This window comes from Bacillus sp. SRB_8 (assembly GCF_003264205.1).
GTDB lineage: Bacteria > Bacillota > Bacilli > Bacillales > Bacillaceae_G > Bacillus_A > Bacillus_A mycoides.
This window is the reverse complement of record NZ_NADT01000003.1, coordinates 87,072-102,503: the sequence shown is the minus strand read 5'-3', so window position 1 is coordinate 102,503 and position 15,432 is coordinate 87,072. Positions and strand designations below refer to the sequence as shown.

The 15,432-nt window shown below is 34.8% G+C and carries 14 protein-coding genes; 5 read left to right on the top strand and 9 right to left on the bottom strand.

From position 1 onward, the window contains the following. Window positions 1-60: 60 nt before the first annotated feature. The 3 genes from malS to B5P40_RS00760 all read right to left on the bottom strand — a co-directional run bounded on the left by malS (window position 61) and on the right by B5P40_RS00760 (window position 4,583). On the bottom strand, window positions 61-1,773 hold the full coding sequence (gene malS / locus B5P40_RS00770; RefSeq protein ID WP_113708777.1) for an oxaloacetate-decarboxylating malate dehydrogenase: 1,713 nt from the start codon (window positions 1,771-1,773) through the stop codon (window positions 61-63). A gap of 74 nt (window positions 1,774-1,847) precedes the next feature. Beyond that, window positions 1,848-3,287 carry an aspartate ammonia-lyase gene (aspA, locus tag B5P40_RS00765; RefSeq protein WP_002012229.1) on the bottom strand — a complete coding sequence of 480 codons (1,440 nt, stop codon included), beginning with the start codon at window positions 3,285-3,287 and terminating at the stop codon, window positions 1,848-1,850. A gap of 24 nt (window positions 3,288-3,311) precedes the next feature. Next, a complete protein-coding gene (locus B5P40_RS00760; protein ID WP_002086365.1) occupies window positions 3,312-4,583 on the bottom strand; it encodes a cation:dicarboxylate symporter family transporter in 1,272 nt (423 codons plus the stop codon). A 379-nt stretch (window positions 4,584-4,962) separates the two neighbouring features. On the opposite strand from B5P40_RS00760, the gene pyrH reads away from it, so the two are divergent. Then, window positions 4,963-5,703, top strand: a complete 741-nt coding sequence (gene pyrH, locus B5P40_RS00755) for a UMP kinase (protein WP_002168682.1) — start codon at window positions 4,963-4,965, stop codon at window positions 5,701-5,703. Window positions 5,704-5,759: 56 nt separating this feature from the next. Here pyrH and cls read toward each other — a convergent pair whose 3' ends face one another. The 6 genes from cls to B5P40_RS00725 form a co-directional block, all read right to left on the bottom strand. Further along, on the bottom strand, window positions 5,760-6,971 hold the full coding sequence (gene cls / locus B5P40_RS00750; protein ID WP_002168683.1) for a cardiolipin synthase: 1,212 nt from the start codon (window positions 6,969-6,971) through the stop codon (window positions 5,760-5,762). Between the two features lie 131 nt (window positions 6,972-7,102). Further along, complete coding sequence (locus B5P40_RS00745; protein ID WP_078175920.1) at window positions 7,103-8,248, bottom strand: ABC transporter permease; 1,146 nt, start codon at window positions 8,246-8,248, stop codon at window positions 7,103-7,105. Window position 8,249: 1 nt separating this feature from the next. Then, complete coding sequence (locus B5P40_RS00740) at window positions 8,250-9,359, bottom strand: ABC transporter permease (RefSeq protein WP_113708685.1); 1,110 nt, start codon at window positions 9,357-9,359, stop codon at window positions 8,250-8,252. Between the two features lie 36 nt (window positions 9,360-9,395). Further along, window positions 9,396-10,334, bottom strand: a complete 939-nt coding sequence (locus tag B5P40_RS00735; protein WP_002086377.1) for an ABC transporter ATP-binding protein — start codon at window positions 10,332-10,334, stop codon at window positions 9,396-9,398. Window positions 10,335-10,458: 124 nt separating this feature from the next. Further along, the gene (locus B5P40_RS00730) at window positions 10,459-11,559 is read right to left on the bottom strand and encodes a sensor histidine kinase (RefSeq protein WP_002126710.1); all 1,101 of its coding nucleotides are present in this window, start codon (window positions 11,557-11,559) and stop codon (window positions 10,459-10,461) included. Window positions 11,560-11,563: 4 nt separating this feature from the next. Further along, window positions 11,564-12,202 (bottom strand): response regulator transcription factor, encoded by a 639-nt coding sequence (locus tag B5P40_RS00725; protein WP_000694090.1) that lies wholly within the window; start codon window positions 12,200-12,202, stop codon window positions 11,564-11,566. A gap of 219 nt (window positions 12,203-12,421) precedes the next feature. Between B5P40_RS00725 and B5P40_RS00715 the strand changes: the two genes are divergently transcribed. From B5P40_RS00715 to exsE, 4 genes are read left to right on the top strand one after another with little or no spacing between them, the layout of a single operon-like run. Beyond that, window positions 12,422-12,967 carry an RNA polymerase sigma factor gene (locus tag B5P40_RS00715; RefSeq protein WP_309252096.1) on the top strand — a complete coding sequence of 182 codons (546 nt, stop codon included), beginning with the start codon at window positions 12,422-12,424 and terminating at the stop codon, window positions 12,965-12,967. Beyond that, entirely contained in the window at window positions 12,964-13,407 is a 444-nt protein-coding gene (locus B5P40_RS00710) for a hypothetical protein (RefSeq protein ID WP_113708683.1), read from the top strand. Before B5P40_RS00715 ends, B5P40_RS00710 begins: the two co-directional genes overlap by 4 nt. After that, window positions 13,400-14,470 carry a hypothetical protein gene (locus B5P40_RS00705; RefSeq protein WP_002126704.1) on the top strand — a complete coding sequence of 357 codons (1,071 nt, stop codon included), beginning with the start codon at window positions 13,400-13,402 and terminating at the stop codon, window positions 14,468-14,470. The genes B5P40_RS00710 and B5P40_RS00705 overlap by 8 nt, the downstream gene beginning before the upstream one ends. Then, window positions 14,467-15,423, top strand: a complete 957-nt coding sequence (gene exsE / locus B5P40_RS00700) for an exosporium protein ExsE (protein WP_002126702.1) — start codon at window positions 14,467-14,469, stop codon at window positions 15,421-15,423. The genes B5P40_RS00705 and exsE overlap by 4 nt, the downstream gene beginning before the upstream one ends. The last annotated feature ends 9 nt before the right edge of the window (window positions 15,424-15,432 follow it).

Here is a 15,432-nt window from a genome sequence, read left to right as displayed (position 1 = left end):
TATGCTTTTTTTCAATTGTAAAAGTGAAAGCCCGCTTATAATTATAAACGGGCTTTATTTCTATATTCTAACCTTTTCTACCGCTTTTATTTGGCGATACTCCGGTTCCCATATTGCTTCTTTTACTGCAATCTTAATATCGTCATCACTTAAGTTCTCTCTAGCAACACCTTCTGCAACTGCAACTTTCGCTACTTCAATCGCAACCAGTTCAGAGATATTACGTAACTCTTCAACTTCTGGCAAAATAGGCGCTCCTGGCTGACTTGTATCTACCATACTTGCAACTGCTTCTGCTGCTGCTGCGAACATTCCATCCGTCATGATGCTTGCACGAACAACAATTGTACCAAGACCTAGTCCTGGGAAAATAAGTGCGTTATTTGACTGTCCAATCACATACGTTACACCGTTATATGTAACCGGTTCAAACGGACTTCCTGTTGCAACTAATGCTTTTCCTTCTGTCCACTCGATTAAATCTGCTGGTTTCGCTTCAGCAAGTGGCGTTGGATTCGACATTGGTAAAATGATTGGTCTTTCTACGTGAGAAGCCATTTCTTTAATAATTTCCTCTTTAAATGCGCCTGCAACAGTAGATGTACCAATTAAAATTGTCGGTTTTACATGTTTCACAACTTCAGCAAGTCCGATAGCATCATTTTGTTTCCAATCACTTACTTCAGCTTCTTTTCTTGCATATGGAATTTGGAAATCAAGAAGATCTTCCATATTATCTGTAACCAACCCATTACGGTCAATACACCAGAAACGATTATGTGATTCTTCGTCTGATAAGCCGACACGAACCATTGCATCTCTTACTTGATCTGCGATACCGATTCCAGCCGTACCAGCACCAAACACAACTACACGGTGTTCACTTAACGGTACACCAGAAGCTTTTACTGCCGATAATACAGCAGCAAGTGAAACTGCCCCTGTACCTTGAATATCATCATTAAATGTACAAACGTCATGACGATATTTATCTAAAATTTTTCGTGCATTTCGAGAACTGAAGTCTTCCCAATGTAGAAGTGCTTTCGGGAATTGTTTATTTACCGCTTGAACAAACGTATCAATAAATTCATCGTAAGCTTCACCTGTTATACGAGGGTGACGATTTCCAATATAAAATGGATTGTTTAATAATTCCTCACGATTTGTACCTACATCTAAAATTACCGGTAATACACGGCTAGGATCGATTCCAACTGCGGCCGTATATACAGCCAATTTCCCGATTGCGATGTTAATTCCACCAACACCCCAATCACCAATTCCTAATATACCTTCTCCATCCGTTACAACGACTAAATCAATGTTTTCAGCTGTTGCACCGATATTTGCAAATGCATCTTCAATACCTGATGGATCGTTAATTGATAAATAAATGCCACGTGGTTTACGGTATTCATGACTATATCTTTGAATTGCTACACCTACAGTTGGTGTATATACAATCGGTAACATTTCACGTAAATGCTCTGTTAAAATACGATAAAATAACACTTCATTTCGATCATGTAACGCTGTTAAGTATACATTCTTTAATAAATCATCCGGCTGAGAACTAAATTGTTCATACGCTCGGCGTGCTTGTTCTTCTAACGTTAAAACCGCTGGCGGTAATAACCCTTTTAAACCTAACTCTTCTCTTTCCTCTTGTGTGAAAGCTACCCCTTTATTTAAAAGTGGTGTTGATAATACTTCTGCTCCTCTTAATGTTGTTTCTAATGCACCATTAGAAGCCACTGTAAACTTACTCATAACATCCCTACCTCTATTCATATATAGCATTTCTATATTGTAAACAAAAAAGAGGGGATTGTCCCCCTCTTCTTTTAATTTTTCTTTAAAAGAGTTGCTCCTGCAATCCCTGGGTGTGTCATTTCGAATGGATCTAGAATTAACTCTAATTCTTCTTGTGACAATACACCATTTTTCACACATAGTTCTCGAACGGATTGCCCTGTCGCAATTGCTTCTTTCGCAACGCGAGCTGCTGCTTCATAGCCGATATGAGGGTTCACGGCTGTAATAATTCCTACACTCTTCTCAACGTACTCTTTTAAGCGATCTTCATTCGCTTCAATTCCTTTTAAGCAATTATCTGTAAAGGCACGGAAACCGTTATTCATAATGCTAATAGATTGAAGTAAGTTGAAAACAAGTACTGGTTCCATAACATTTAATTCTAATTGTCCTGCTTCTGAAGCAAGGCAAATTGTATGGTCGTTACCAATTACTTGGAACGCAATTTGATTAATTACTTCTGGCATAACAGGGTTTACTTTCCCTGGCATAATAGATGAACCTGGTTGACGAGCTGGTAGCATAATTTCCGCTAATCCAACGCGTGGACCTGATGCCATTAGACGAAGGTCGTTCGCAATTTTAGACATGTTCATCATACATACTTTAAGTGCTGCAGATACTTCAGTGTACGCATCCGTATTTTGAGTTGCATCTACTAAATCTTCTGCACCAACAAGTGGTAGTTCACTAATTGTAGCTAAATGTTTTACAACTGCTTCAATATATTCTGGATCTGCATTTAAGCCTGTACCAACTGCAGTTGCTCCCATATTTACTTCATATAAATGTTGACGTGATTGCTTGATACGTTTCATGTCACGTTCAAGTACACGGGAGTATGCTTTAAATTCTTGTCCAAGACGAATTGGCACAGCATCTTGTAAATGTGTACGACCCATTTTAATAACATGATCGAACTGTTCTGCTTTTAATTCAAATACATCATGCATATAACCCATTGTTTGTAATAAGCCTTCTAATGCATTTAATGTTGCAATATGAATCGCTGTTGGGAATGCATCGTTTGTTGATTGTGCCATATTTACATGACTGTTTGGACTAATATAATCATAGTCTCCCTTTTCCATTCCTAATAATTCAAGGGCACGATTGGCAATGACTTCATTTGCGTTCATATTCATTGAAGTTCCTGCACCACCTTGAATTGGATCAACGATGAAATGATCATGCCATTTCCCCTCAAGGATTTCTTGTGATGCTTCTGCGATAGCACCACCCTTTTTCAATTCCAATCTTCCTACATCTGCATTAGCAAGTGCTGCCGCTTTTTTTACAATTGCTAACGCTTTAATTAAACCTTCATGGACTTTGTATCCTGTAATCGGGAAATTCTCCACTGCACGCATTGTTTGTACACCGTAGTACGCGTAATTTGGTACTTCTTTTTCACCTAAAAAATCTTTTTCAATTCGTACTCCATTTTTAACTTCAGTTAATGTTGCCATGATTACTCACTCCTTAACAATCTCTTACGCTGCTTTTGTTTGTTTGACCGTTTCTACATATTGTTTTGCTTTCTCATCATCGAATTCGCCTTCCCACTTCGACATAACAATGGCAGCTAATGCATTTCCTAATACATTGACAGCTGAGCGAATCATATCTAAAATGCGGTCAATTCCCGCAATTAATGCGATGCCTTCTAGCGGTAAGCCCATTGATCCTAACGTCGCTAATACAACAACGAATGATGCACCCGGAACTCCCGCCATACCTTTGGATGTTAACATGAGAACGAATAATAGCGTTATTTGCTCCGTCAGTGACATGTGTACACCGTACATTTGTGCAACAAACAATGCCGCTAACGCTTGATAAATAGCCGATCCAGTCAAGTTAAATGTATAACCTGTCGGAATTACGAAAGAGGCAACTGCCTTTGGACAACCGAACTCTTCCATTTTTCTCATTATATTAGGTAAAACAGCTTCTGAACTTGCTGTCGTAAATGAAAGAATAAGTTCTTCTTTTAAAATTTTCATTAATGTAAAAATATTTACTCCAACCATTCGCGCATTAATACCTAATACAATCACAACGAATAGTATAACAGTTACGTATACAGCTAGCACTAGTTTTCCTAAAGGAAGTAGTGTTGCTACACCAAATTTTGCAACCGTAACAGCAATTAATGCGAATACACCAAATGGTGCGAATTTCATCACTTGATTTGTAACCCAGAACATCGCTTCGAGCACACCTTCAAAAAAGTTAAAAACAGGCTTTCCTTTTTCTCCGATTGCTGCAACTCCTAAACCGAATAGTACTGAGAAGAATATAATCGGTAATAAGTCACCTTGTGTAATAGACTCAAATATATTTTTCGGTACAATATGAACAATCGTTTCTGCAAAGCCTTTCTTCTCTGTTGCATCTGCTGTTTGTTTATAAGAAGAAATATCACTTTGCTGTAAATTACTCATATCAACGCCAGTACCTGGTTGGAATATATTTGCTGCAAGTAATCCCATTAAAATAGCAATCGTCGTAATAATTTCGAAATAAAGAATCGTCTTACCACCCAGTTTCCCAAGCTTTTTCATATCCCCTACACCAGCTACCGCAACAATTAATGCTGAAATAACAATTGGTACTACAATCATCTTAATTAAGTGAATAAATATATCCCCAATTGGTGTGATATAAGAAATCGCCGTTTTATTGCCATAAAAGACTGCCCCTACTACAATCCCTAAAACAAGCGCGACAAAAATTTGTGTTGCCAATCCGAATTTTTTCATTTATGTTCATCCCCTTTATGCGAACGCTTTCATTTCGTATTTATAAAAGCTTACTCACACATCATATAGGCGAACCTACAAAATCATACAAAAACCTACAAGTTCGTCACAAAAAATTCAAATTTTTTTCTTATAATATTCATTGACACTTTTTTATAAAAAAGAAATAAAATAACCTTGATAAAACATCAGATTATTTCGTATAATCTAAAAGATATACGTATTCTAAATAAATGGGGATGAAAAGGAGTGGATGTTATGAAAAATCACGTGAAGAAGTTCATCATATCTATTTCTTTTCTATTTCATTTTCTTACGAAGGAACAAAGGCATTCGCCTTTGTTCCTTTTTTATTGCAATCTATATAGGGGGAATTGTTATGAAACCATATAAACGCGTCTTAATTAAACTAAGTGGCGGCGCACTTGCTGATCAATCTGGAAATAGCTTTAACTCCAAACGATTAGAACATATCGCAAACGAAATAATATCCATTATTGACCTAGATATCGAAGTATCCATTGTCATCGGCGGCGGTAACATTTTCAGAGGTCATCTAGCTGAAGAATGGGGAATTGATCGTGTAGAAGCTGATAATATCGGTACGCTAGGTACGATTATTAACAGCTTAATGCTTCGCGGCGTTTTAACAAGTAAAACAGATAGAGAAGTACGCGTTATGACTTCCATCCCTTTTAATGCAGTAGCTGAGCCATATATTCGCCTACGTGCAGTACATCATTTAGATAACGGTTATGTTGTCATATTCGGTGGTGGTAACGGGCAACCATTCGTTACAACAGATTACCCAAGTGTACAAAGAGCCATTGAAATGAATAGCGACGCCATTTTAGTCGCAAAACAAGGGGTAGACGGTGTCTTTACAAGTGATCCAAAACATAATAAATCAGCGAAAATGTACAGTAAACTGAACTATAACGATATTGTTAGGCAAAACATACAAGTAATGGATCAAGCAGCTTTATTGCTTGCTCGAGATTATAATTTACCGGCACACGTCTTTAACTTTGATGAGCCTGGCGTTATGAAAAGAATTTGTTTAGGTGAACATGTTGGGACGTTGATTAATGATGATGTTTCGATGCTTGTGCATGAATAATAGTTATTCCCATCAAAAAAGGGTGTCCTTTATAGACACCCTTTCTTCCTTAATTATTATAAATAAAAATCAACTAATCCCGCCAACTTCTCCTTACAACGCTCCCAAAAAGATAAGTTATCAAAAAACTCTTTCGTCATTTCTTTCGAATCATTAAAATCCTCTATTAACGCCTTATTTACTTGCGCTACGATAGGACCACCATGAATATACAAATTCATCTCATCATTTATATAGAAGCTACGCGCAGTAAAGTTTGTTGTACCAATAACGGTTAATTCATTATCAATCAGCATTAACTTCCCATGAAACATCCCTTTTTTATAGCCATATACAGTAATCCCACTTTTAACAGCTTGACGTATGTAAGGATACGCCGCCTCTTTAATGAGAGGAATATCTGGTTTATATGACCAAAGTATTTTCACTGTAACACCACGCTTTTGCGCCCCAATTAAAGCATTCATTAATTCTTTATTTTTCGCTATAAAATAAGGCGTTGTAATTACAATCGAATGCTTCGCTTGTTTTATTAACTTTATATATTTTTCAGCGACGTGATGTCCATTGTAGCTAACCATCGTATGTAATGTATTCCCTTTACTCGCTTTATTCGTACTTCTTTTTATATGTTCTTTCGTATCTCGTTTCCAATCTAAAGCGAATTGCTCTTCTAAATCTTTTGCTCCTTCTCCTCTAAGCCGCACATGATAGTCACGCCAATATCCAAATCGCTTATCTTTCCCTAAGTACTCATCCCCCATATTAAAGCCACCCGTATAACCAATCTCCCCATCAATTGTCGTAATACGACGATGATTACGATGGTGAAGTGAATAAAATCCGAATGGCAATTCAGGTTTTCTACTATATGTAAAATGTACACCACTTTCCCGCAATTCATTTTTCATCTTTCTTTCAAATGATAAATCATTAATGCGATCAACCGATAAATATACGTTTACTCCTTCTTTCGCCTTCTCCTTTAATAAGTTTAAAAAAGTATGGCTACTTTTATCATCCGATAAAATATAAAAATAAGTGTAAATAGATCGCTTCGCTTCACTTATATCAGTAAATAACTGTTTATAAAACGACTTCCCTTCCACATATAATTGAAAGTCACTATAATGAGGCGCATACTCTGTCGGCATGTTTTTCCCGGCTTCCATTTTCCTTCCGAGCGTAACGTCAATATGCATCCAAATTAAAATAACAACGAAAATAGCAATAATAATAGAAGTAACTCGCAATATCTTTTTAATCATTTGGATTTCCTTCCGATCATATTACTTACTATTTCGTAGTGTTTCATTAAATTACTTTTTCATACGAAATGTATTCCTTACTTTTAATTACGAACAAAAAAGGCGTGGCATTTACGCCACACCCTTTTTCATTAAACAAAGTTCCTCGCATCATTATTTCTTCCAAACTTATAAATAGCAATTAAGAAGAATGCTATCGCGAAAGCGAATAAAATTAAAATATTTAAATACAACTCAGAAAATGGAATGCCTTGCTGTAGTTTTGAAATCGTATCTAGTAACCAACGCTGCGGAAGGAAATCAGCTACTTTTTGTACTGCTTTCGGCATAATGTCGTACGGGAAATAACATCCAGCAAGTAAACATGTTGGTACTATTACTATATTTTGCATTGCATTTGAAGCAGTTGAACTTTTTGAAAAAGACACAATGACTAATGATAAACCAATTGCAATTAAAGCGAATATCATAAGCACACCAATCATAACTATGAAAGGCATATTTATAGTTGTGTGAAAAACATTCGTCATAAAGAATACTGCAATTACAATTTGTACTGTTAATATCATCATATTTACTGCGACATTAGATAATATAAATTTCTTTCCGTCAATCGGCGTTGATAATAATCTAAAATACGTTCTGTTCTCTTTTTCTTTTAAAATAAATCCTGATAAGTTCACTGCTGAAAATAACATAAACATAATAAGATAACCCATCGTTTGATTTGTCATATCTTTATTTTTTGAAGTATCTTCAAGTGTCTCAGACTTTACTTTAAATGAACTTTTTTGATAACCCGCGTACATACTATTAAACGTACTTTGATCGGCCCCTGCCACTTTACTAATCGCAGCGATGTTATCAACATAGTTATATAAATACGATTTTATAAATCCTGTTACTTGATCGCCTTTAATCGATGAAATCTCAATATGACTCGGTTTCCCTTCTCGAACACTTTCAGAAAAACCAGACTGTAATGTAATAATACCATCAAGTTTTTTTGAAGTGAGTTTATCTTCCACTTCAGATTCCTTAATTTTACTAACATTTACATGATTGAGTCCTTCTAAAAATTTCACTGTATCATTTGCGATAGGTTGATTTTCTTTATTTATAACCCCAATATTTAACGTTCCTTGCCCTACATTCCCATATATCGAAAAGGAAATGAGCGTTCCTATTATCGGCAAGCTAATAATAATGAGTAACCCCTTTTTATTTTTCAGAAGCACAGATAACGTTTTTTGTATGAGCCATAAAATATCTTTCATACTATAGCCCCTCCCGTCTACGTAATGCAATAATCGCAATTAATAAGAAGATTGCTGAAATCCCAAGATTTAAAGATATTACCGGCAGTGCCGCTCCTACATCATTTGCATAAATAATTTTCATAATAGCTGTGTTTGCCCACGTTAATGGTGATAAATTCGTAACGGAATTTTCTTCCACTACGAAATACGCACCACCAAAAATAGACGCTAATTGCACAACAACCATAATAATCGCTCTAGATGCCTCACCTGTTTTTGTAATATATCCGATTCCTAAACCGAAGCTAATTGCTAAAAAGACTTCTGTTAGTAAAATAATAAATATGATTCCAATATGGTCGCCCCAATTCGCTTGAAAAACAAATTTACTAAATAAAACGACAAGTAATAGACAAAGTGCATTCGCTACAAGACTACCGAGCACTTTCCCAATGAAAATTTCAGCCTTACTTATAGGTGCTGCAATTAAACGATCTCCTGTTTTACGTGTTCGTTCTCCTCGAATTAAAAAACTCGCCCCCATTGCAGCGTACAGTGCAATCATCGTCGTCATTACAACCGCATAGTAATCCATAGAACCTGGTTTTTTAGCAGCTTGTAAAGATGTTTCTTTAATATAATCATTATGATTTCCGTTTGAAATAACTGCGCTAACCTTACTCGGATCTACTTTTGCAACTTCGGCCACTACGTTGTACTTATCAACAAATGTTGTAAGCATGCCTTCCACAATACTTCCCTCAATACTACTTTTGTCACTTCCATAAAATTTTGCACCATCTTTATTTAACTCTACATAAGCAGCATATTTATTTTGCTTCACTTCTTCTTTCCCATCTATACCTTCGGAAGCTTTTTTAAAATGAATACCTGATTTATCAACTTCTTTTGTAAATGCTTCAAATGATTGAGAAAACGTGCTACTTGCTTCATCTTTATATAGCACTTGTATATCCTTAAACGATTGACTATCGCTATTAAATGCATTCGTTAACGCTGTTCCTAACACAAGCATAAGTACAATTGGAAATGCTAACATAAAAACTAAAGTTCTTACGTCCCTGAAATCTCTTTTAATGTGCATCACTGCAATGTTAAAGATGTTCAATTGATGAACCTCCCTTTACCTTTTCTTCATTTACCGTTATTTATCTCGTAAGTTTCTTCCAGTTAACGTAAGAAATACTGTTTCTAAGTTTGGAGCCTGCTCCTCTAACGAACGAATTTCAATGTCATGATTAATGAAATGCTGAATAATTTTATTTAAATTATTTAATCCTGCATCCGAGTTTACCTTGATTACGTTCTCTTCAATTTGAACAGCTTTCACACCATTTATCTCTTTTAAATTTTCTACATCTAAATTTTCTACTGACTTTACTTCAATCCAAATATCTTTCGTATCTGTAATAATCGCTTTTAACTGTTCTTTCGTTCCTTCTGCAATTACTTTACCGTGATCGACAATTGCTATTTTCGTACAAATCTCTTCTACTTCTTCCATGTAGTGACTCGTATAAATAATCGTACTTCCCATTTCATTTAATTTTCGGACAGACTGAAGAATGTAGTTCCTTGACTGCGGATCAATTCCAACTGTCGGTTCATCCATAATAATTAACTTCGGTCTATGAGCGATTGCACAAGCGATATTCAGTCTTCGTTTCATCCCGCCAGAAAAGTTTTTCGGATAACTTTTATGTTTATCACTAAGGCCTACAAATTGAAGTGCTTCCTCTACTCTCGCTTTTAGCTCGGCTCCTCGTAATCCATACAATCCAGCAAAGAATTTCACATTTTCATAGGCAGTTAACTCTTCATAAATCGCAATATCTTGCGGAACGATACCAATATTCATTTTCGCAAATCGATTATGTTTCTTTATATTTTTTCCTAGTATGCTAATTTCACCTTCATTACTTCTTAACAAACCAGCAATCATATTAATCGTTGTACTCTTACCAGCACCATTCGAACCTAAAAAGCCAAATATTTCTCCTTCTTTAATAGATAAAGACATATTATCTACCGCGATGAAATCACCAAATTTTTTCGTTAAATTTTTAATTTCCAATGTGTTCATTATTTCACCCCTATTTCGGTTTCTCTGCTTTTATTATAAACAAAAAGAATGAACCTGCTCAGTGCAGAAGTTCACCCTTTTCACATGAGATTATTCACTTTTTTCATATGAGATGATTCATCCCTCATATCGGCAACAACATCGTTACTGAAAAACCACTTGTTCCATCTACAATAATTTTTCCGTTTACTGATGCTGTTCGCTCCTCCATCCCCATAATACCGAGGCCTTTCTTAACAAGAGCTGCACCTTTACCATTATCCTTCACTTGTACTTTCACCATCTTGTTCAGTACATGAATATCGATTGAAATGACTGTCGCATCAGCATATTTCATCGCATTTGTTAACGCCTCTGTAACGTTTTCACCGATAATTTTCCACTGAATGGGAGAAATCATATCTAAGTTACCTTTATAAACGAAAGGAATATTCATATCATGCTTACCGGCAAATTCCTCTATGAATAATTTCATACGATGAATGCCAATTTGCTCAGTTGATGGCTTCATATTTTTTAATGTAATCCGAATGCTTTCAATTCCATCTTTTGAAATATGAATGGCATTTTGTAATAACTCCGCAGATTTTTCTTTATCTATTTCCATTAATCTCTTTGCTGCTTCCATTTGAATTAGTGCACCTGTCATTGAGTGACCGATTTTATCATGAATTTCTTGAGATAGTCGATTTCTTTCCTCTAATTTAAATGTGTATTCAGATTGCCTTATGTAATCTTTATTTTCATTTAAGCTTTTCGTAAGTCTTTGTATGTCTTTTCTCATTTTATCATTTTGCATTTCTAGTTTTAATAATCGTGCTATATAGCGATGAGCTATCGTTAAGGAAAAAAAACAAAATGCACTAATAAGTCCATACGTCATTTGAATACCTTCACCTATAAAAATAATAGGAAGAATCATAATGAAAAAGATTAACCATTTCTTTTTTATGTAATAATTTGCAATTTCATATAAGTTCAAAGGTAAAAACAAAATAAAAAACGGATGAACCTTCCATGTAAATAACATAACTACGCCAATTGACACACAAGTTAATATGTTTTTGTACGTATCTTTTTTAAATATAGAGATCAACACATTGACAGAAAGATATAAAAGCAAAGTAAGTATAATCCACGGTAAGTTCGTAACATTTAAATGAATGTAGCTAAACACTATATATAAAAAGACAATAAGTTTACTTACAGTTAACCAAAATTCCATAACATTAATCTACTTTCCCTGTTAAGTAATAAATCGCAATTTGTGTGCGATGTTCTAGTCCAGTTTTCCCTAAAACTGATGTAATATAATTTGCAATCGTTCCTTCAGATATGAAAAGTTGCTTCGAAATTTCTTTATTTGAGAAACCTTTCGCAATTAATGCGATAATACTAAGCTCTCTTTCTGTGAAAAGGCTCTTATCAATTTTAGATTCTTCCTCTTTACTTTCCATTAAATTAGACTTAATTTTATCAAGCACTACATCTTGCATAACAGTTTGACCGTTATATACTCCTTTTATTGCATCACGGATACGCTCTGGATCGTTATTTTTTAACAAATAACCTTTCGCTCCGTTTTTTACTGCATCCAAAATATATTCATCATCATCAAACGTCGTTAAAATGAGAGGCTTCGTTTTTGTCTCTTCACAAATTATTTTCGTCGCCTCTACCCCGTTCATGTTTGGCATACGAACATCTAAAAGCGCGATATCAACTTCATACTTTTTACAATACGCTACAGCCTCTTTTCCATCATTTACAGTATCTAACACTTCAAACTCTTCGTATGTATTTAAAATAATTTTCATACCTTCTCTAATAAAAGAATTATCGTCCGCTATTAATATTTTAATTTTCATGTTTGTTAGTATGGACCTTATCCTACTAACATTCACATCCTTTCTCCATGTAGCATTTCCTCTTTGCTCATTATATACTTCTCTTTACCATTTTTTCACACCTTTTTCATATAGCCCTCCTGCTAAAAATATATTATTCTTTTTTTATAACATGTGTAGGGTGACTTATCATTTCTTACGTCTATATAATAGAATGCGTCAAAAAGGAGGGAGAGACCGATTGAGGAAAAACAATTAGTTGAAAAAGCACAACAAGGAAGCGAACATGCTTTTCGTATCCTTGTACAAACATATCGTCATTATATTTTTCAAGTTATCTTTTCTATTTTAAGACATGAAGAAGATGCTAAAGATGTTACACAAGAAGTATTCGTAAAAATTCACGCCTCTCTCCAAAATTATCAATTTCGCGGATTAAAAACGTGGATGGCACGTATTGCCACCAATCACGCTATTGATTATAAGAGAAAAAAAGCTAGAGAAAACGAAGAACTCTCCTTATGTAAAGAAACTGCGGAAAATAATAAAGCCTCTCATAATATCGAGGCTTTATTATTGACGAAAGAGCAAAAATTACTCATTGCTCAAAAACTGCGAGAACTTCCCGACAATTACCGTGACGTCGTTCTCGCACATTACTTAGAAGAAAAAAGTTATCAAGAAATTGCTTTGCAAGAAAATATTGAAGTGAAAACAGTCGAAATGAAACTGTATCGGGCAAGAAAATGGATTAAAAAACATTGGAAGGAGGAAGAGTTTCTATGATGCATTATTCAAAAGAAGATTGGCGCAATTATACATTAGATGTTATATCAAACAATGAACGTGAATCTATGGAAGAACATCTTTATGAATGTGATCATTGTTTAGCACTTTATATGGAAAGTATTGATGAACAACACGAAAACCTTCCAATGATAAATGATGATTCATTTACGAACGAATTTATGACGCAAATTAATTTTGAAACGTTACAGCCTAATGAAAATATAAAAACAAACTCACTAAAGCGCACAATTATTCACTACATAATTGCGACTGCGGCTACAATTATTTTTATGGTAAGTGGTTTATTCCAGTATATTTTCACAGCGACATCAAATTTCGAGAAATCTTCAAAACATAACGAGTCTTCTATCTCACAACAAATTGTAAACAAATCGGTAGACACATCAAAAAAGGACGGAGGTTCAAAGCATGAATAAAAATCCCTTTTTAGCACTTGTATTAGGGCTAATTCCTGGGCTTGGACATTTATATTTAAAGAAATTCGGACGATTTATTTTATATAGCGGAGGGGCTTTATTTCTATTTATCTTTGCAGCATTTTGTACAATAGCATTAGGAGCGCGTGATATTGCTTTTCTTTCTCTATTTTTACTAGTCGTGTTATGGGCGATCAATTTATTAGATTTAGTTATCACTATTATTAATCAATCGAAAAAACAAGCAGCCGGAGAATTTACAGAGTCCTCTAAAGAAAGCGAACGATTTTATATCATTCTTCTATCAATCATTCCTGGGCTTGGTCATTTTCAATTAGGACTTATGCAACGCGGACTTACATTTTTAGTCGCTTGCACAGGAATCGGAAGTATGATTATATTCGTTGCACTCTTAACATCTCAAGGAAGTTTCCTTATCTTCCTTATTACGTTACCTGTTTTATGGATTTATAATTTCTTCGATGTTGTTCAGCAACTACAGAAAAAAGAACGTGGCGAGCAATTAGTTGATCGTACTATTTTTGAAGACTTTGAAGAGCACCGAGAACAAGGAAAGAAAAGTAAAACATTTGCTTCTATTTTAGCGATGTTCCCTGGAGCAGGACATATGTATTTAGGCTTACAACGCCGTGGTCTTCAGCTTATGGCAGCCTTTTTACTATCCATTTATTTACTCGATTTATTAAGACTCTCTGCGTTTTTATTTTTAGTACCAATCATTTGGTTTTATAGCTTTTTTGACACATTACAGCAAACAGCCAAATACGGAAAAGAACGCGTACATGACGAACCTATCATCGACTATTTTATAAATCATCAAAGATGGATCGGTATCGGTTTAATTACACTCGGTGGTTATTATTTATTAGATCAAACAGTCCTTCCTATTTTGAATGATTATTTTGTAACTATATTTAATATTCATCTTAGCGAACTATATTATCGCTATTTCCAAACATCTATCGTTGCTCTCCTTTTAATTGGTGGTGGCTTTAAATTGTTACTTGGAAATAAAGAAAACAAAGGTGGTACAAACGAATGAGAACATGGCGCGTTGGAACATTCTCAATGGGGCTTTCCATTATTACATTAGGTTGTTTCTTACTATTTTCAGTTATGAAAGGCACTCAAGTATTGGATACATTAACAGCATGGTGGCCTGTTTTACTTATTATACTTGGCGCTGAAATTTTACTATACCTTCTATTTTCTAAGAAGGAACAATCATTTATTAAATATGATATTTTTAGTATTTTCTTTATTGGAGTTTTAGGAAGCGTTGGAATTGCTTTTTACTGTTTATTATCAACTGGATTACTAGAAGAAGTTCGTCATTCTATTAACACAACTAGGCAAACGAGTAATATTCCAGACGGACAACTTGATATACCTGAATCTATCAAAAAAATCGTAGTGGATGCGGGGCATCACCCTCTAACGATAGAGGGAAATAATACAAATCAAATTCATCTTTTTGGAACATATGAAATGACGACAAAGGCAAATGAAAAACCTAATTTAAAACAAGAGGATTTCCTTTCAGTTCAAACGGCTGGAGAAACGATGTATATAACGTTAAAACCATTACCGGTTCAGCATACGTTTTTTAACTTCGCACCACAGGTGAAACAAACACTCGTTCTTCCGCAAAATAAAAATGTAGAGATCCGCGCTTCGAATAACGAACTATCTCTTTATCCAGGTCAATTACAAAATAATTGGTTTGTACAAAACAGTTCAAACGTATCTGTTCATTTAACTAAAGAAAGTGATGTTTCTTTAACAGCCGTAACAAATCAAAAAGAAACTCACGGAAACACACCTTGGGAACAAGTAGAAGATTTAGCGAAAAAAGAAAATAATTCTTCAGAAGAAAATCCAGAATTAAATGGGCAAGAACATTGGTATAAAAACTCGATAAAAACAGGAAATGGAACGTACAAATTAAATATTGAGAAAGCTTATAATTTAAATATGAGCGTTATCGAAAAATAAGAAACCTTC

Excerpts from the sequence above, each read along its gene's own strand:
- malS (WP_113708777.1), bottom strand. The coding sequence starts at position 1,773 with ATGAGTAAGTTTACAGTGGCTTCTAATGGTGCATTAGAAACAACATTA.
- aspA (WP_002012229.1), bottom strand. The coding sequence starts at position 3,287 with ATGGCAACATTAACTGAAGTTAAAAATGGAGTACGAATTGAAAAAGAT.
- B5P40_RS00760 (WP_002086365.1), bottom strand. The coding sequence starts at position 4,583 with ATGAAAAAATTCGGATTGGCAACACAAATTTTTGTCGCGCTTGTTTTA.
- pyrH (WP_002168682.1), top strand. The coding sequence starts at position 4,963 with ATGAAACCATATAAACGCGTCTTAATTAAACTAAGTGGCGGCGCACTT.
- cls (WP_002168683.1), bottom strand. The coding sequence starts at position 6,971 with ATGATTAAAAAGATATTGCGAGTTACTTCTATTATTATTGCTATTTTC.
- B5P40_RS00745 (WP_078175920.1), bottom strand. The coding sequence starts at position 8,248 with ATGAAAGATATTTTATGGCTCATACAAAAAACGTTATCTGTGCTTCTG.
- B5P40_RS00735 (WP_002086377.1), bottom strand. The coding sequence starts at position 10,334 with ATGAACACATTGGAAATTAAAAATTTAACGAAAAAATTTGGTGATTTC.
- B5P40_RS00730 (WP_002126710.1), bottom strand. The coding sequence starts at position 11,559 with ATGGAATTTTGGTTAACTGTAAGTAAACTTATTGTCTTTTTATATATA.
- B5P40_RS00725 (WP_000694090.1), bottom strand. The coding sequence starts at position 12,202 with ATGAAAATTAAAATATTAATAGCGGACGATAATTCTTTTATTAGAGAA.
- B5P40_RS00710 (WP_113708683.1), top strand. The coding sequence starts at position 12,964 with ATGATGCATTATTCAAAAGAAGATTGGCGCAATTATACATTAGATGTT.
- B5P40_RS00705 (WP_002126704.1), top strand. The coding sequence starts at position 13,400 with ATGAATAAAAATCCCTTTTTAGCACTTGTATTAGGGCTAATTCCTGGG.
- exsE (WP_002126702.1), top strand. The coding sequence starts at position 14,467 with ATGAGAACATGGCGCGTTGGAACATTCTCAATGGGGCTTTCCATTATT.